The organism is Cobetia sp. QF-1 (genome assembly GCF_002213105.1).
Classification (GTDB): Bacteria; Pseudomonadota; Gammaproteobacteria; order Pseudomonadales; family Halomonadaceae; genus Cobetia; species Cobetia crustatorum.
Window position 1 is genome coordinate 34848 of sequence record NZ_NBVS01000008.1, and the last position, 17346, is coordinate 52193.

The window sequence follows — 17346 nt, forward strand, 5'->3', positions numbered from 1 at the left end:
GCCGTCATCATGTCACTCAGTGCTGTGATGGTGCCAGTGGCTGGGGCGAATGACGCGACCCAGGCAGGCCCCTTGGCCGGTGGTCAATCAGCGGATGTACTTGAGTCTACTGATGCTGTCTGGCCTACCAAGACGTATTACAGATATGCCATGGTAGAAGGGCAGCGTCTTTTCTATCGCGAAGCGGGTGAGCAACATGCTCAAACGATCGTACTACTGCATGGGTATCCTGCCTCTTCACATTCTTATCGAGAGCTGATTCCGTTGCTGTCGGGCCGCTATCATGTCATCGCACCGGATTATCTGGGGTCTGGCTATAGTGATCGTCCTGATCCTGAAGAGCAGCCCTATACCTTTGACCGTCTTGCGCGATATACCGAGGGGTTGCTCAAGGCATTGGGCGTCGAGCGCTATAGCCTGTATATCCAGGACTTCGGTGCACCCGTCGGCTTTAGAATGCTGCTCAATGACCCTGATAAGCTACAGGGATTAATCGTACAGAATGGCAATGCCTATCTGGCGGGACTGACGCCTGCCAGACAAGCCTTCTTCAAGAGGGCTCATCAAGACACATCACAGGCTCAACGCGACATGCTCTATGCATTCACTGGACAGCAAGCCATTGTTGAAAAACAATATCTGCGGGATGTGCCCACGATGCCTCATGTGATGAGTCCCGATAGTTGGACACACGACTTGCACTTCCTGGAAACGCGTAGTGATAGAATGATTCAGGTGCAACTACTTCAGGATTATTATAATAACTTACTTGATTATCCTGCATGGCAAGCTTATTTGCGTGAGCGTCAACCTCCGACCTTGATTGTATGGGGCAAGCATGACCCTGCCTTTATCGCGGCAGGCGCGGAGGCCTATTTGCAAGATGTTCCCAATGCTGAGCTGCACTTGTTGGAGGCAGGGCACTTTGCGGTTGAGGAAAAGCCCGTCGAAATCGCCAAGTATATCGTTGACTTCATGAACAGATTGCCGAAAGTAGAATGACCCTCTGATATATCGTGATTGATAGGCCTTGATGAGAGACGCCAGTGGCCAAGAGTCATCGGCGTCTTTTTGTCATGTGCTATCGCTACCGCATTGCATCCCTCTCATGGCTGAGATATCAGCACGTTTCTTGCGCGCAACGCCTGCGGTATCCTTTCTCGCAGGTGACTGATGGTCATGATAATATTCACTGCACATAAGCCGTTCAGGTAGCACCAGACCTTGCAGTGGTGTTGACAGGAATAGCACAAAGTTTGCGTATGGGCGCGCCTTGATCGGCGCGCCTTTCATGTATCAGGGAGGCGCTCGCGTTTCCCCTTGGAGGTGACAGCCTGCCGATGAAAAGTTCTGCTCTTGCGCCTGCCCCTCTGATCAAGCTGCGTTCCATTTCCAAGACATTTGGCGATCGCAAGGTACTTGATAACCTGGATCTGGATTTGAATGATGGTGAGTTCGTAACGCTGCTAGGTCCCTCTGGGTGCGGCAAGACGACCGTGCTCAGAATGATCGCCGGCTTTGAAGATCCTGACTCGGGCAGTATCACGCTCGAGGGTGGCGTCCTTCATGACATGCCCGCTCATGAGCGCCCAGTCAATACGGTCTTCCAGAGCTATGCGCTGTTTCCGCACATGAATGTCTATGACAACGTGGCATTTGGCCTGCGAATGGAAAAGGTCGCCAAGGCCGAGATTCATGAGCGGGTGCGCGAAGCCCTGGAAATGGTTCAGTTGGCGCATCTCTCGGATCGCCGCCCGGATCAACTCTCTGGTGGTCAGCAGCAGCGTGTGGCCATTGCCCGCGCTGTGGTCAAGCGTCCGCGCGTGCTTCTGCTGGATGAACCGTTGTCGGCTCTGGATTACAAGCTGCGCAAGCAGATGCAGAATGAACTCAAGCGTCTGCAGCGCCGGCTGGGGATTACCTTCGTCTTCGTGACACATGATCAGGAAGAAGCACTGTCGATGTCAGATCGCGTCGTGGTGATGCGCGAAGGCGGTATTGAGCAGATTGGTACACCGCGTGAAGTGTATGAATCACCGAATACTTTATTTGTGGCGCGTTTTGTCGGTGAGATCAATCAGCTCGCGGCGCAGATCATTCGACCACTACCCGCGGGGCGTATCGAGATTCAAGTGCTGGACAAGCGCCTTGAGCTCAGCAGTCATGGCCGTGAGTATGCAGGCGGTGAGGCCGTGCAGGTGCTGTTGCGCCCTGAAGACATGCGCCTGAAACTCGTCGATGCTACGGAAGGTTTCCCCGCGCGCGTCATTGAGCGTAACTATAAGGGGATGACACTGGATACTGTGCTGGAGCTCGATAGTGGCCAGCAGATGCTCGCCAGTGAGTTCTTTGATGAAGATGATCCGGACTTTGATTATCGGCTCGGTGAGCGGGTACGTGTCAGCTGGGTGCCTGACTGGGAGATCATTCTTCCGGACGATGAAGCGCCCGCTAGACCCGTATCTCCCGCCTCGACAGGAGCGGGTGCATGAGTCTGGTGCGCAACCCATTCAAGACTGCCACGCTGACCATCATCTGGGGCTGGCTGATTCTGCTGGTATTGGCACCTACGCTGTTGGTGGTGCTGGTGAGTCTGATGCCGGAAAGTACAGGGCAGTTGAATTTCTCTGACCTGAGTCCAGCAGTGCTGTGGCAAGGTTTCCTTAGTAACTACGGTCAATTGATCAGTCCGGTCTATATCGGTGTCTTTGGTCATTCGTTGTGGATCGGCCTGATCACGACAGTGATATGCCTAGTGCTCGGCTATCCGTTTGCCTGGATGATCTCACGCGCTAGCCCGCGTCTGCAGCCACTGTTATTGCTGCTAGTGATCATTCCGTTCTGGACCAACTCGCTGATCCGGATCTATGCCTTGCGTACCCTGATCGCTACGCGTGGTCTGCTCAATGACGTGTTGATGAGTCTTGGGTTGATCGATGCCCCCCTACGGCTGCTGTATACCGAAGAGGCCGTGATTGTCGGACTGGTCTATATGTTGCTGCCGTTCATGATTCTGCCGCTGTATGCCGTCTTTGAGCAGTTGAGTCGCGCAACCCTTGAAGCTGCGCGTGATCTGGGCGCCAATGGAGCTGCCTCCTTCCGCCATATCGTACTGCCGTTGACCATGCCGGGCATCATTGCGGGCGTGCTACTGGTCTTCCTGCCGGCGATGGGCATGTTCTACGTCTCCGATTTGCTCGGTGGCTCACGCCATCCGCTGATCGGCAACATCATCAAGGGCCAATTCCTGGAGGCCAACAACTGGTCCTTCGGGTCTGCCATCAGCGTGATGTTGACGATGATAATGGCCTTCCTGCTGCTGGCCTATTATCGCAGTGTGAAGTTGTTCAAGCGCGAGGCGACCTTATGAGCTTGCGTAATGCGGTGAGCCTGCGCATGTTCAGTCGTTGCTACATGACGCTGATCTTTACACTGCTGTACGTACCCATTCTGGTGCTGATCGGGATTTCGTTTAACGACTCACGGAATCCGTTTGCGTGGGGTGGCTTTAGCCTGCGCTGGTACGATAAGTTGCTGGGGAATAGCAATCTGATGGAGGCGGCAGTCAATACGCTATGGCTTGGAGTGACTGCCGCGACGTTGGCGACGTTGATCGGCACGCTGACCGCGACGGCACTTCATCGTTATCGTTTTCGGGGCAAGCCGTTGCTCAATGGCATGCTGTTCACGGTAATGATGATGCCGGACATCGTGATGGCGATTGCATTTCTGGCGCTGTTCATCGCCCTTGGCATTCAGCTGGGTTACTTCTCGTTGCTCGTCGCTCACGCCACGTTCTGTCTGCCATTCGTCGTCATTACGGTCTATTCACGCCTGTCGGGTATCAATCCGCAGTTGCTAGAGGCAGCGCGAGATCTCGGAGCCAGTGAGTCGCGTGCGGTATGGCATGTGCTAGTGCCAGCCTTGCTGCCTGCCATTGCTTCCGGTTGGCTACTTAGCTTTACTCTATCGCTGGATGATGTGGTGATCTCGACCTTTGTGACCGGGCCAACCTTCGAAGTGCTACCGCTGCGCATCTACTCGATGGTACGTCTGGGGCTAAAGCCTGAAGTGAATGCATTGGCGACCCTATTGCTGGGCTTGTCGTTATGCCTGCTGGTGGTTTCCCAGTTGTTGATCAAGGAGAAAAAGTAACATGCAATTTCTGTCTTCCCGTATCGCTCCCCGTACTGCGCTAGTCACTGCTGTAGCAGCGGTAACGGCCTCCTTCATGACGCTGGGTAGTGCAAGCCAGGCTATCGCCGATGATAGTGACAAGGTGTTGTATGTCTATAACTGGACTGAGTACATGCCTGATGAGGTGATCGAGCGTTTCGAGGAAAAGACCGGCATTGATGTCATCTACTCGACCTTCGATTCCAATGAAGCGATGTATGCCAAGCTCAAGCTGCTGGACAGCAACAACAGTTATGATCTCATCTTCCCGTCGACCTATTACATCGACAAGATGGCACGAGAAGGGCTGCTTCAGAAGCTGGATATCAGCAAGCTGGGCAACTTCAAGGATCTCGATCCGAATCTGGTCGATCGTGAGTTCGACAAGGGCAATCAGTACAGCGTGCCTTATATGTGGGGCAGTGCCGGTATCGGCTATAACCCTGATTACGTCGAGACGGGTGAGCTGAGCAGCTGGAATGATCTGTGGAATGACAAGTATCGCGACAAGCTGTTGCTGTCCAATGACATGCGTGAAGTCTTCCACGTCGCACTGGCAAGTCTCGGCTTCAGTGGTAACACCACTAATCCTGACGAAATCAAGGCAGCTTACGAGAAGCTGACCCAGCTGATGCCGAATGTGCGTGCGTTCAATTCTGACGCTGCGCGGGTACCCTTCATGCAGGGTGAGGTCGATGCAGGATTGATCTGGAACGGTGAGGTCTATCAGGCCAATGAGGAAGGCGTGCCAGTGGATTATGTCTATCCCAAGGAAGGCATCATCCTGTGGATGGATACCATGGCCATCCCGTCCAATGCACGCCACGTAGAGGCGGCGTATCAATTCATGAACTACCTGATCAGCCCGGAAGTCAGCAAGGAAATCAGTGAGTATGTTGGCTATACCACGCCGAGTCTGGCAGCCAAGAAATTGATGGCTCCTGAAGTGCGGGACAATCCGGTCGTCTTCCCGACCCAGGCAGATCTTGAGCGTGGTGAGTTCCAGACTGATGTGGGAGATGCCTTGCCGATTTATCAGAAGTACTGGGAAAAGCTCAAGACCGGTCGTTAAGTATCAGTACGACAAAATACGGTCAATGACTTGAGTCTGACCAACGCCCCGAGGCATGCTTTGTTTCGGGGCGTTATTGTGTATGGACAATGACAAGTGGATAGCAGGGGGCGGCAGGAAAGTGCGCTTCCGGAGCGACTCCCGCACACCGAAGTCTATTGCCAGTAGCGACCCCTCATCCTGATCGATCGTGGAGGGTGCCATGTCTCGTTTTTCCCCGGTGATGATATCTGCGTCGCGCGAAGTGAGTGGTGCCGAGGTGGATGACCTATTTCGGCGTGAGATGCTCGATGTCACACCACTGACGCGCGGCATTGATCGAGCAGATGTTGCTGCTAGGTCTCAGGGGCCTAGCAATGCGCAGCTTGTGCGTCGTGAGGACGCTCAGAAATCGCTCGGTAATGAACTCGATGGACTGTCTGATAGCTATGTGGAGCATCTGTCACCCCACGACCCCATCGAGTATCGTCGTGATGGCATTCAGGTGGGGGTGTTGGAACGCCTCCGCCACGGCGGCTATCCACCAGAGGCGCAGCTGAACTTGATACGCCGGCCTTTGATCGAATGTCGGCGAGAAGTACAGCGCTTTGTCCGTGATGGATGGGAGAGCGAATTACGCTCGTTGCTAGTCATTCATGGCAGAGGGCGCGATAGCGAGTCTCACGCAGCCCTCATCCGCGCCTACCTGGTGCACTGGCTAGAGCAGATCCCTCAAGTGCAGGCATGGTGCAGTGCTACGCCGCGTCATGGTGGGTTGGGTGCCACGCTCATCATGTTGCGCAAGTCGCGTTCAGCGCGCGACACCAACCGTGAGCGTCACCAGAAACGTCGCGGTTAGTGATGACGACCAGTGAGGTCTTTCTATTCTTGAGGCCAGCGGAACAAAAACGCTCGTTACATGGCGCTCGTGGCGGGCGTTTTTGTGTCTTATTGGCTCATGCCGACTCATCAAGCGTGTACTGCGTGCGACTACTGAACGCTGTACCCACGACCGGCCAGACAGGCGCTTAATGCACGGCGGTAGATATCGGCATTGCCTGCGGTAACAGGTGGGGCTACCGAGTTAACCTCAGCGTCACTCTGCTGGTTGGCCCAGCGATGGCATTCATAGCGATCACGAGCGATCTGGTCTTCGTGTTGGCCTTTGGAGGGGTAGGCAATGACATCCACTGCCGGTGCTGACAACGTCGCGGGTGCCGGTGCCTGAACTGGAAGATATTGCTCCTGACTCGCGTCCCAAAGATAGTAGGTGCCGGCGGCCAGGAAGAAGAGAGTCGCACCGACCCAGATACCTCGCGCGTTGCCAGGTAGGCCATGCCCATGCCCCGGGCCTCCTGGTGCCCAGTGAGCTGCTCTGCCTGGTCCTCCATGTCTTATCACGATGCCTGGCCCCACAATACCGTGCTCGTAAAATCCGCCACGGCCTGGTTCCGCCATGGCTGGAGACATGGGGAGGGCGGCGACCAATACCAAGGATATTCCTAGCGAGCGGATTGTGCTTTTTGTGGCCATGTTGACACCTCCTCTAAAACGCATGTCGTCATATTATGTTCTTTGGATAGAGTGGCAGTGTGTAAAAAGCAGGGAAAGAAACGTCATCTCAGGGATGAGAAGGGAGGAAGTGAAGGTTGCTGAAAAAGAAGATGCAAGGACATGGAAAGCAAGCGAGTCTACTGCGTTGGTTGTAGATACATAAGGTGGTACTATCCGCGCCAAAAATGATGGTTTCTTTGCTGCTAATACGATGTGCAGAGAATTCTTGCGCCTCGTCTTCCTGATAGTCTCACAAGGATATTTCCATGCGTTCTACCCCTGCTGCGGGTGGCGGCGACCCCGCCAATGCCCCGCTGCGTAGTGGCGTGTTTGCCAAGGTCAACCCGCCCGTCTTCTTTAGTGCCAATGCTATTATCCTGCTGCTGGTGATATTTACGGCTTTTTTCTCGGAAACTGCCGTATCGATGTTTGAATCAGTCCAGCATTGGATTACTGAGACTGTCAGTTGGTTTTATATCCTGTGTGTGGCCATTGTGCTTGTTTCTGTCGTTTATGTCGGGTTCTCACGTCACGGTGAGATACGCTTGGGCCCAGATCATTCTCTACCTGATTACAAGAACGTGACCTGGTTCGCGATGCTGTTCTCGGCAGGCATGGGGATTGGCCTGATGTTCTTCGGTGTAGCCGAGCCCGTCATGCACTTCCTGAATCCGCCAACGGGAACTCCCGAACAGGTAGAGACTGCACGTGAAGCCATGAAGCTGACCTTCTTCCATTGGGGGCTGCATGCCTGGTCTATCTATGCCATCGTTGCGCTGATCCTGGCTTACTTCAGCTATCGCCATGAGCTGCCGCTGACCTTGCGTAGTGCGCTATATCCACTGATAGGTGACCGTATCTATGGCCCGATCGGGCATGCGGTCGACATCTTTGCAATCGTGGGTACTGTCTGTGGTGTTGCCACCACGCTGGGCTATGGTGTCGCGCAGGTCAATTCTGGGCTCTCGCATCTGACAGGACTGCCTAACAACGATATTACTCAGGTCGCGATTATTGTCATCATCACTGGTCTTGCGACCATTTCGGTGGTGACTGGGCTCGATAAGGGCATTCGCATCCTGTCCGAGTTGAATCTTGGGCTGGCGGTAGTGTTGATGTTGTTCGTGCTGCTGCTGGGTCCGACAGCATTCCTGCTCAAGGCATTTGTCCAGAATACCGGCTTCTATATGGCCGATATTGTTGGTAAGACCTTTGAGCTTTATGCCTATGAGCCAAATGACTGGATCGGTGGTTGGACGCTACTTTATTGGGGCTGGTGGATGTCTTGGTCGCCGTTCGTGGGGATGTTTATCGCACGTGTTTCTCGCGGGCGTACCATTCGTGAATTCGTGATCGGCGTATTGTTTGTTCCGGCAGGTTTCACTCTGCTATGGATGACTATCTTCGGTAACACTGCCATTTCGATGATTCTCGATCATGGCGTCACTGCACTAGTGGATACGGTTAACGATAACTACTCCTTGGCACTATTTACCTTCCTGGAGCAGTTGCCATTATCGTCCATTACCTCTGTAATCGCACTGGTGATGGTCATTGTATTCTTCGTCACTTCAGCAGATTCAGGCTCGATGGTCGTCGATATGCTGGCCTCGGGAGGGCGCGAAGATACGCCAACCTGGCAGCGAATTTACTGGGCCTTTGCGGTAGGTGTCCTGGCGATCGTGTTATTGCTGGCGGGTGGATTGGGCGCGCTACAGACCGCGACCATTGCGACAGCGTTACCTTTTGGCGTGATTCTACTGGCATCCATCTTTGGGCTGTTACGCCAGCTTAATCTTGAGTCGGTCAAGCGTCGTTCGCTGTCGGTGAATACCGCTGCGGCCACGCCGATGGGCGAGAAGGGCAACTGGCGCAAGCGCGCTCAACACCTGATGAGCTTCCCAACGCGTACGATGGTCCGCGGCTTTGTGCGTGGCACCGTCGCTGAGGGGATGCAGGAATTAGCTGAAGAGCTGCGCGGTCAGGGGCTTGAGGTTGAGGTGACGGTCAGTCGAGACCGCGTCTACTTCAAGGCGCGTCATGGCGAAGAATATGATTTCATCTATGGAGTGCGGATTCGTTCTCACCTGCGTCCGGACCTTGGGCTGGACCAGGAAGATGAAGGCGATGAAGAGGATTACTGTCGTGCCGAGGTATTTCTCAAGGAAGGTGGCCAGTCCTATGATCTGATGGGGTATAGCAGAGATCAGGTTATCAATGACTTGCTCGAGCAGTACGAGCGACACATGCATTATCTGCATCAGCTGCGTCTGAGCCACACGAACAGCTAAGGTCTGAGACTGGCTACCATCGCTGGTGATAAATCGCTCGCTATCACTAGCGGGTCAACATCAGCAGGTTGTGAACGGTACGCCTCGCCAAAATAACATGCCCTGCAGAGTCTTCTGTGGGGCATGCTGCGTTTCATGGTGTGAGTTTTATCTTGTTTCCTATTGTGCACTCCAGAGTTGCGCCTGACACCAAGGTCGCAAGGCGGCATGAAACAGTCGTATGTTTCAATGTGATAACAAAGCTGCTGAATCAGCCAACGGCGTTTGATGCAGGTTTGAGGCTATGCTTGCGTCACATGTCTGTGAATCATGCCTCTTGTTCAAAACAATAAAGTGGCGGGCATCATCACTCGGATGAGGCCACGCGCTGATATAGGAGACTTGCCATGCATAACGCCAGCGACGCCTCATCTCCCGAAGACAACTCGACACAGGATGCGCGCATGGAGCCCGAGACCATGGATGGAAAGTCCTGCATACGTTCGCCGGACGAGATTGATTTCACAGGTCTTGATTCGCTGATGGACATGCTTGAGCGTGCCTGCCATGAGCATGCTGAGCGCCCGGCCTTTACCTGCATGGATCGTACCATGCGCTTTGCTGAGCTAGAGGCGACCAGCCGCCAGCTGGCGGACTGGTTCCAGCATGAGACAGACCTCAAGCCTGGTGATCGCGTTGCGATTCAGCTGCCCAATACGCTGATGTTCCCGGTGGTAGCCTTTGCTGTCATTCGTGCTGGGCTGGTGCTGGTCAATACCAACCCGCTGTATACCGAGCGTGAGATGGAGCATCAGTTCAATGACTCAGGTGCTCGTGCCCTCGTGGTACTGGCCAATATGGCCGATAAGGTCGAGCGCGTACGTGCCCGGACTCAACTGGAGTACGTGCTGGTCTGTGAATTAGGTGACATGCACCCACCGGTGAAGCGTCTGTTGATCAATACGGTGGTCAAGCACGTCAAGAAACTCGTGCCGAGCTATCATCTGCCGGATGCGATTCCGCTACGCAAGGCGATTGCCTCAGGCAAGGCTGAGCGCTGGGAGCGCCCGACGTTAGCGCTTGATGATGTTGCTGTGCTGCAATATACCGGCGGTACGACGGGGGTTGCCAAGGGGGCGATGCTGACGCATCGCAATCTGCTGGCCAACATGCTGCAAGGGCGCATGGCGCTAACTCAGGGGCTAGTGGCAGGGCAGGAAACGCTGGTTGCGCCGCTGCCGCTTTATCATATATACGCCTTTACCATTCATCTGGCCTGTATGTTGGGTGAGGGAAATCACTCGTTGTTGATTCCCAATCCACGCGATATCCCCGGCTTCGTAAAGACGCTCAAGAGTGCTGATTTCACGATGTTCGTCGGGCTCAATACGTTGTTTGTGGCACTTTGCAATAATCCTGGTTTTCAGGCGCTGGACTTTTCGAAGCTCAAGATCACCACCTCTGGTGGGGTCGCGCTGACGCGTAAGGCGGCAGAGGAGTGGAAGCGTGTGACGGGCAGTGATATTTCGGAAGGCTACGGCATGACAGAGACATCTCCTATCGTGTCGTTTAATCCACTGGATGCCATTCAGCTCGGTACCATCGGTCGGCCAATGCCTTCTACTGAGGTACGACTCTATGATGAGGAAGGTGGGTTGGTGCCCATGGGTGAGCCTGGTGAGCTATGCGTCAAGGGGCCGCAGGTGATGAAGGGCTACTGGCAGCGTGAGCAGGCTACGCAGGAGAGCTTTACTGACGATGGTTTCCTGCGCACCGGTGATATTGCAGTCTTCCAGGACGATGGCTATATGCGCATTGTCGATCGCAAGAAAGATATGATCATTGTCTCTGGCTTCAATGTGTACCCCAACGAAGTTGAGGATGTCATCGTGCGTCATCCTGAGGTGCTGGAGACAGCCGCCGTTTCCGTTGCCGATGAACGAAGTGGTGAGGCCATCAAGCTTTATGTGGTGCTCAAGGATGGCAGCCGTCTGGATGCCGAGACACTGCGCGATTGGTCACGCAAGGAACTGGCTAGCTACAAGGTACCGCGTCATGTCGTATTCATAGATGAGCTCCCCAAGACCAACGTCGGCAAGGTGCTGAGGCGTGAGTTACGTGATTCTCCTCCCGAAGATGTTGAACATTAGACGACTTCTGGTGGATGACACCGGAGCCCTTGATACCGACTGGCCTGATATTTGACCATAAAAAATGCCCCGCTCATTGAGCGGGGCATTTTCATATCCAACCATCTTCATGACACAAGACGGTACCCGTGTAATTACTGCTTGTGCGGCGCGTTGTAGATTTCGAAGTCCAGCTCTTTCTCGGATTTACCGACCAACGTGGTGACCATTAGGTCGCCTGCCACGTTCACGGTCGTACGCGCCATATCGAGAATACGGTCGATACCTGCAATCACTGCGATGGCTTCCAGTGGTAGGCCGACCTGGCTCAGTACGATGGATAGCATAATGAGGCCAGCGCCCGGGACGCCTGCAGTACCAATCGATGCCAGCGTGCCAGTCAGCACGATCATACCGTAATCCATCATCGACAGTTCAATGCCGGTCAGCTGAGCGATGAAGAGTGCGACGACGCCCTGATAGATCGCGGTGCCATCCATGTTGATGGTCGCGCCGACGGGCAGCACGAAACCAGATACCCCTTCAGAGACGCCGAGATTTTTGCGTGCACAGCGGATCGAGATCGGCAAGGTGCCGGAACTGGAAGCAGAGGAAAATGCCACGACCAGAGCATCAAGGATGCCGCGTAGATAACGCACCGGATTGAGCTTGCCCAGCAATGCCAGCAGGCCGGAATACACCACCAGTACATGCAAGATGCTGGCAAGGTACGCAACGCCGATCACCTTGGCTAGCGGCAGCAGTACATCCATGCCGTAATTGCCGGAGACATGCGCCATCAGGCCGAAGACGCCAAACGGAGCAAAGGCCATCACGAATTCAGTCAGCTTATACATGACTTCCGCAAAGCTATCGAAAACGCGCACGACAGGTTCGCCCTTGTCACCAATCATGATCAATGAAATGCCGATACCAATGGCAAAGACGATGATTTGCATGATGTTGCCATTGGCCAAGGCATCAATCGGATTGCGGGGGACGAGATCAACGAGGATCTGCACCAGGGAAGGGGCTTCCTTGGCATCCATGCCTTTCTCAAAGCTGAAGTCCACACCAGCACCCGGCTGGAAGATGCTCGATGCGAGCATGCCAATAGTGATGGCAAAGGCCGTGGTCAGCAGATACAACGCGATGGTCTTACCGCCGATACGGCCCATCTTCTGCGGGTCGCGCATTGACGTGATACCCACGACCAATGTGCTAAATACCAGCGGTACGATAAGCATTTTGATGGCATTGATGAAGATGTCGCCCAGCGGCTTGAAGGCGCTAGCATCCTTGCCCATCAAAGCACCGGCCAGAATACCGAGCGCGAGACCACCAAGGATTTTCTGCCACAACGGCAGGCGACGCCACAGATTAGGGCGGGAAGAGTCACTCATGGGACTGTCCTTACTCGAGGAGGCGATGTCAGTCGCTATTGCACACAGGATGACCCGAGCGCTTTTGGATATGAAATGCCCAAAAGCTTGAGGCACTGATTTGGTGCGGGAAGGTTACCAGTCCACTCACTGACGCCATCTGCACCTTTAGTCTTAAATTTTGCTTGTTTAACGCAAATTCTGATGATCATGCCAATGTTGCATGCCCCCATGCCGCAAAAGGTTCAACCAAAGATGTAGTAAGTCAGCAGGACTATTCACTGCATTTGGGTGTCTTTTACGTTAACGTCAACTTCTAACCCTGTCGTGACAACTTCAACTACGCTGACAGATGACAGATGACAGATGCCTATTCGGATCTGTTGGCATGATGTTGCTACCGCCAGACCATCTGCCTGCCCGTCCTCACAAGGGGCTGGCAGGACCCTCAAGCACCTGATCGGTAAAGGGGATGATGAGCATGTCCGATACAAGAACAACAGGATCCGAGACAAGTGGATCAAAGACACGCACTCCTGACTCGGCGACGCGTTCAGTGGACGAGTTGACTGCGACTCCCACTGCCCAGCAGCTGTCACCTGACAGCGCCGATGTACTGCATCGTGTTGCCTTCATGACCGGAGATGAGCTGACCATTCCCATCTTCAAGCGTCTGCGTCAGGACGGCACTCTCTATCGTGAGGGAGATGAAGTCAGTCTTGAGCGCGACAAGGCGCTCAAGATCTATCACACCATGTTGTTCACCCGTGTGTTGGACGAGCGCATGCTGGCGGCCCAAAGACAGGGGCGCTTGAGCTTCTATATGCAGTGCACCGGTGAAGAGGCCACTGTCATTGGTAGCGCTGCGGCGTTGGAAGACGATGACATGATCATGGCGCAATATCGTGAGCAGGGCGCGCTGGCGTGGCGTGGTTTCAGCTGTGACGAGTTCATGAATCAGATGTTTGGTAATGAGCTCGATTATGGCAAGGGCCGTCAGATGCCGATCCATTACGGCTCACGTGACCTGCATTACATGACGATTTCCTCGCCCTTGGCAACGCAGATTCCCCAGGCAACCGGCTACGCCTATGGCCAGAAGCTGGCCGGTAAAGGCCGTTGCACAATTACCATCTTCGGTGAAGGCGCTGCCTCTGAGGGTGACTTCCATGCCGCGCTCAACATGGCATCCGTGCATCGAGTGCCGTGTATCTTCCTGTGTCGCAATAACGGCTATGCCATCTCAACACCGTCTAGCGAACAGTTCGCGGCTGACGGTATTGCTCCGCGTGCGTTCGGGTATCACATGCAATGCATTCGTGTAGATGGTAATGACTTGATTGCCGTTTATGAGGCCACGTGCGCTGCGCGCAAGATCGCAGTTGAGACTAACCAACCGGTGCTGATTGAAGCTATGACGTATCGTCTGGCCGCACACTCGTCTTCTGATGACCCCTCTGGTTACCGTAGCAAGGAAGAGGAAGCTATCTGGCGTGACAAGGACCCCATTCTGCGCATGCGGCACTGGCTTGAGGCTCAAGGCTGGTGGAGTGAAAAAGAGGAAAAGGCAGCCGGTGATCAACTGCGTCGCGAGGTACTGGAGTCGATGAAGCGTGCCGAGAAACTGGCGCCACCACCGTTGGACTCCTTGATCTCAGATGTCTATGACATGCCGCCGCCGTTACTTGAGCAACAGCTGAAAGACCTCAAGCAACACATACGCAAATATCCTCATGCCTATCCCAAGGGCGCCAGTAGCATGGGATTTAGTGCTCAGGAGATTGAACAGAGTCGCAAGACGCATGAGCAGTTGCAGCAAGGAGGCGAGCAGTCATGAGCGAACAACAGGCGATGTCATCTGCTAATGCAGAGCAGGCCGCTGGGGCTGCGAGAGAAGGGAATACTTCGCCCGTCAGCGGGACTGGCAGCAAGAAGATGAACATGTTGCAGGCGATAAATGATGCGCTTGATATCGCGATGGACGCCAACCCACAGGTAGTCCTGTTTGGTGAGGATGTTGGTGTCTTCGGCGGCGTCTTTCGCGCCACCAGTCACCTGCAAGACAAATATGGCCGTGATCGCTGCTTCAATACCCCGCTGACTGAACAGGGCATCATTGGCTTTGCCAATGGCTTGGCAGCACAGGGGTCAACGCCAGTCGCTGAAATCCAGTTTGCCGATTACATCTTCCCTGCCTTTGACCAGATCGTGAATGAGGCGGCCAAGTTCCGTTATCGTTCTGGGGATCTGTTCAATGTTGGCGGGTTGACCATCCGTACTCCCTACGGCGGCGGTATCGCGGGTGGGCTCTATCACTCCCAGTCACCGGAAGCCTATTTTGCACATACTCCCGGGCTCAAGGTCGTGATTCCGCGCAACCCGCACCAGGCCAAGGGGCTGCTACTGGCCTCGATTCGTGATCCAAATCCAGTGCTGTTCATGGAGCCAAAGCGCCTCTATCGCGCCTCGGTCGGTGAAGTGCCGGAGGGTGACTATGAGCTACCACTGGGTGTGGCGGAGGTCATTAGCGAAGGGCGCGATATCACCTTGCTAGGCTGGGGCGCGCAGATGGAAGTCATAGAAAAGGCCGCCGTCATGGCTGAGCGTGATGGTATCGACTGTGAGGTCATTGATCTGCGCAGTATCTTGCCTTGGGACATCGAAACCATATGTAAGTCCGTGCTCAAGACCGGTCGACTGGTAGTCAGTCATGAAGCGCCATTGACAGGTGGTTTTGCCAGCGAAATTGCGGCCACAGTCCAAGAACGCTGCTTCCTGTATCTGGAAGCTCCGATACGTCGCATCACTGGCCTCGATACACCGTTTCCGCTAGTGCTCGAGAAGGAGCACCTACCGGACGAGCTTAAGATTTACGAGGCCATCAAGCAAAGCTTGAGCTACTGACAGTCTGTTCATCCAATCTGTTGAGCAATGCTCATGCTTGAGTGACAGCTTATGTTTTCGTGAAAAGTACCAGGGAGTGACGTGCGCCATGAATGATTTCATCCTGCCCGATATCGGCGAAGGCATTGTCGAGTGCGAGCTGGTCAAGTGGTTAATCAAGGAAGGTGATCGGATCGAGGAAGACCAGCCGGTCGCTGAAGTCATGACAGACAAGGCACTAGTGGAAATTCCGGCGCCGCATGCCGGTATCGTGGTCCGCCTTTACTGTCAGGAAGGTGAGATTGCGCGTGTTCATTCACCGCTGTTTGCGGTGGATGATGGTGTTGGGGAAAGTGACGAGACACACCAGAGTGAAGCTGACGTGAGTGCCGATCACGAGAGTGCCGATCACGAGAGTGATACTGCTGTAATGGCTGGGCAGCGACAGACTCAAGCGCCCGAAGCTGCCATTTCATCGACGGCTCAATCCCAGATTCATACGTCTATTGTTGAGCGTCGCTCGCGAGACTTTATTTTGCCGGATATCGGTGAAGGCATTGTCGAGTGTGAGGTGGTGACCTGGCACGTCGCGGAAGGCGATACGGTAGAAGAAGATCAGACGATCGTCGACGTGATGACCGACAAGGCACTGGTGGAAATCACCGCCTCCGAGTCCGGCCGCATTGTACGCTTCCATTATGCTCAGGGAGAAAATGCCCGAGTGCATACGCCGCTCTATGCATATGTACCAGATGACATCTCCGAGGCAGAGGAACTCGGAGAATGTGATGATGGTGCCGCCGAGGCGGTGTCTCATTCAAGCCGTGCTCCGCAAGATAGTGAACGTCAGCCCGGCAACTCAGGCGCGACACCCGTGACCTCTCATCAGGCTCGGATTCCTGCCACGCCTGCTGTTCGTCGTCTGCTGCGTGAGCATGCTCTAGATATCACTGTCATCGCGGGCTCCGGTCGCAAGGGGCGTGTACTGAAAGAGGATGTACTGGCTTATCTGGCTCGAGCAGAGGAGGCCGCTGGAGACGCAAGCGTATCCTTTACCCAAGCGTCAGTAGGCAACCAGCGTGATGATTCGTCACCTGACCATGAGAAACGCGATGACATCAGACAGACGGCTCCCGTACGTCTTGAGGCTCGGCGTGTTCCTCTCAAGGGTGTGGCGGCCGTGATGGCCCGACGAATGGTGCAGTCCAGCACCCAGATTCCGCATTTCCATTATGGTGATGAGCTGGATGTCACGGACCTGCTGCTGCTGAGGGCGCGCCTAAAACCACGTGCGGAACAAGAGGGCGTTCGTCTGACGCTCATGCCATTCATCATGAAGGCGATGGCATTGGCTGTGATCGCAGAGCCTGTGCTCAATGCACGACTCAGTGAGGATGGTGAGTCCATCCATTATCAGGATTCCTGCAATATCGGCATGGCTGTCGATGGCGCCGCGGGACTGATGGTGCCTAACGTCAAGGGAGTCGAGCGGTTGAGCATTCTCGACATTGCGCGTGAGGTAGGACGATTGACTGAATCAGCGCGTAGCGGACGAGTGGCCCAGGCAGACTTGAAGGGCGGTACGCTATCGATTTCCAATATCGGCGCATTGGGCGGTACCTATGCGGCGCCGATCATCAATCAACCTGAAGTGGCGATTGTTGCGCTGGGACGCACGCAGCGTTTACCACGCTTTGATGCCGAGGGGCAGGTATGTGCCCGTGACATCATGACCATCACCTGGGCGGGTGATCACCGCATTATTGATGGCGGTACCATCGCGCGCTTCAGTAACCTGTGGAAGCATTATCTTGAGCATCCTGATGAGATGTTGCTGTCATTGGCGTAATGATTGATGCAGACATCCCGTTATCGACGGCTGGATAGCCACCCTCTGATCC

At 54.5% G+C, this 17346-nt stretch carries 13 protein-coding genes; 11 read left to right on the forward strand and 2 right to left on the reverse strand.

The features are described 5' to 3' along the window. Positions 1-72 precede the first annotated feature (72 nt). The 6 genes from CFN46_RS13940 to smrA all read left to right on the forward strand — a co-directional run bounded on the left by CFN46_RS13940 (position 73) and on the right by smrA (position 6086). Complete coding sequence (locus tag CFN46_RS13940; RefSeq protein WP_217897831.1) at positions 73-1002, forward strand: alpha/beta fold hydrolase; 930 nt, start codon at positions 73-75, stop codon at positions 1000-1002. Between the two features lie 338 nt (positions 1003-1340). Further along, the gene (gene potA / locus CFN46_RS13945; protein ID WP_024952885.1) at positions 1341-2492 is read left to right on the forward strand and encodes a spermidine/putrescine ABC transporter ATP-binding protein PotA; all 1152 of its coding nucleotides are present in this window, start codon (positions 1341-1343) and stop codon (positions 2490-2492) included. Continuing rightward, a complete protein-coding gene (gene potB / locus CFN46_RS13950; RefSeq protein WP_035160254.1) occupies positions 2489-3370 on the forward strand; it encodes a spermidine/putrescine ABC transporter permease PotB in 882 nt (293 codons plus the stop codon). Before potA ends, potB begins: the two co-directional genes overlap by 4 nt. Then, positions 3367-4155, forward strand: a complete 789-nt coding sequence (gene potC / locus CFN46_RS13955) for a spermidine/putrescine ABC transporter permease PotC (RefSeq protein WP_051511041.1) — start codon at positions 3367-3369, stop codon at positions 4153-4155. Before potB ends, potC begins: the two co-directional genes overlap by 4 nt. Before the next feature lies 1 nt (position 4156). Further along, positions 4157-5248, forward strand: coding sequence for a PotD/PotF family extracellular solute-binding protein (locus CFN46_RS13960; RefSeq protein ID WP_024952888.1), 1092 nt, complete (start codon positions 4157-4159; stop codon positions 5246-5248). 202 nt (positions 5249-5450) lie between these two features. Continuing rightward, a complete protein-coding gene (gene smrA, locus CFN46_RS13970) occupies positions 5451-6086 on the forward strand; it encodes a DNA endonuclease SmrA (RefSeq protein WP_246116550.1) in 636 nt (211 codons plus the stop codon). A 131-nt stretch (positions 6087-6217) separates the two neighbouring features. Here smrA and CFN46_RS13975 read toward each other — a convergent pair whose 3' ends face one another. Further along, the gene (locus tag CFN46_RS13975) at positions 6218-6760 is read right to left on the reverse strand and encodes a hypothetical protein (protein WP_088743839.1); all 543 of its coding nucleotides are present in this window, start codon (positions 6758-6760) and stop codon (positions 6218-6220) included. A 287-nt stretch (positions 6761-7047) separates the two neighbouring features. On the opposite strand from CFN46_RS13975, the gene CFN46_RS13980 reads away from it, so the two are divergent. After that, positions 7048-9072 carry a choline BCCT transporter BetT gene (locus CFN46_RS13980; RefSeq protein WP_088743840.1) on the forward strand — a complete coding sequence of 675 codons (2025 nt, stop codon included), beginning with the start codon at positions 7048-7050 and terminating at the stop codon, positions 9070-9072. A 386-nt stretch (positions 9073-9458) separates the two neighbouring features. Beyond that, positions 9459-11201, forward strand: a complete 1743-nt coding sequence (locus CFN46_RS13985; RefSeq protein ID WP_281284666.1) for an AMP-binding protein — start codon at positions 9459-9461, stop codon at positions 11199-11201. Positions 11202-11335: 134 nt separating this feature from the next. Here CFN46_RS13985 and CFN46_RS13990 read toward each other — a convergent pair whose 3' ends face one another. Further along, entirely contained in the window at positions 11336-12583 is a 1248-nt protein-coding gene (locus CFN46_RS13990; protein WP_088743841.1) for a dicarboxylate/amino acid:cation symporter, read from the reverse strand. A gap of 613 nt (positions 12584-13196) precedes the next feature. On the opposite strand from CFN46_RS13990, the gene CFN46_RS13995 reads away from it, so the two are divergent. The 3 genes from CFN46_RS13995 to CFN46_RS14005 all read left to right on the forward strand — a co-directional run bounded on the left by CFN46_RS13995 (position 13197) and on the right by CFN46_RS14005 (position 17294). After that, positions 13197-14399, forward strand: a complete 1203-nt coding sequence (locus CFN46_RS13995; protein ID WP_084488138.1) for a thiamine pyrophosphate-dependent dehydrogenase E1 component subunit alpha — start codon at positions 13197-13199, stop codon at positions 14397-14399. Between the two features lie 98 nt (positions 14400-14497). Continuing rightward, positions 14498-15466 carry an alpha-ketoacid dehydrogenase subunit beta gene (locus CFN46_RS14000; protein ID WP_088743888.1) on the forward strand — a complete coding sequence of 323 codons (969 nt, stop codon included), beginning with the start codon at positions 14498-14500 and terminating at the stop codon, positions 15464-15466. 88 nt (positions 15467-15554) lie between these two features. Continuing rightward, complete coding sequence (locus tag CFN46_RS14005; RefSeq protein ID WP_088743842.1) at positions 15555-17294, forward strand: dihydrolipoyllysine-residue acetyltransferase; 1740 nt, start codon at positions 15555-15557, stop codon at positions 17292-17294. Positions 17295-17346: the final 52 nt, after the last annotated feature.

Excerpts from the sequence above, each read along its gene's own strand:
- CFN46_RS13985 (WP_281284666.1), top strand. The coding sequence starts at position 9,459 with ATGCATAACGCCAGCGACGCCTCATCTCCCGAAGACAACTCGACACAG.
- CFN46_RS13960 (WP_024952888.1), top strand. The coding sequence starts at position 4,157 with ATGCAATTTCTGTCTTCCCGTATCGCTCCCCGTACTGCGCTAGTCACT.
- potC (WP_051511041.1), top strand. The coding sequence starts at position 3,367 with ATGAGCTTGCGTAATGCGGTGAGCCTGCGCATGTTCAGTCGTTGCTAC.
- CFN46_RS13990 (WP_088743841.1), bottom strand. The coding sequence starts at position 12,583 with ATGAGTGACTCTTCCCGCCCTAATCTGTGGCGTCGCCTGCCGTTGTGG.
- potA (WP_024952885.1), top strand. The coding sequence starts at position 1,341 with ATGAAAAGTTCTGCTCTTGCGCCTGCCCCTCTGATCAAGCTGCGTTCC.
- CFN46_RS13995 (WP_084488138.1), top strand. The coding sequence starts at position 13,197 with ATGACCGGAGATGAGCTGACCATTCCCATCTTCAAGCGTCTGCGTCAG.
- potB (WP_035160254.1), top strand. The coding sequence starts at position 2,489 with ATGAGTCTGGTGCGCAACCCATTCAAGACTGCCACGCTGACCATCATC.
- CFN46_RS13975 (WP_088743839.1), bottom strand. The coding sequence starts at position 6,760 with ATGGCCACAAAAAGCACAATCCGCTCGCTAGGAATATCCTTGGTATTG.
- smrA (WP_246116550.1), top strand. The coding sequence starts at position 5,451 with ATGTCTCGTTTTTCCCCGGTGATGATATCTGCGTCGCGCGAAGTGAGT.
- CFN46_RS14005 (WP_088743842.1), top strand. The coding sequence starts at position 15,555 with ATGAATGATTTCATCCTGCCCGATATCGGCGAAGGCATTGTCGAGTGC.
- CFN46_RS13980 (WP_088743840.1), top strand. The coding sequence starts at position 7,048 with ATGCGTTCTACCCCTGCTGCGGGTGGCGGCGACCCCGCCAATGCCCCG.
- CFN46_RS14000 (WP_088743888.1), top strand. The coding sequence starts at position 14,498 with ATGAACATGTTGCAGGCGATAAATGATGCGCTTGATATCGCGATGGAC.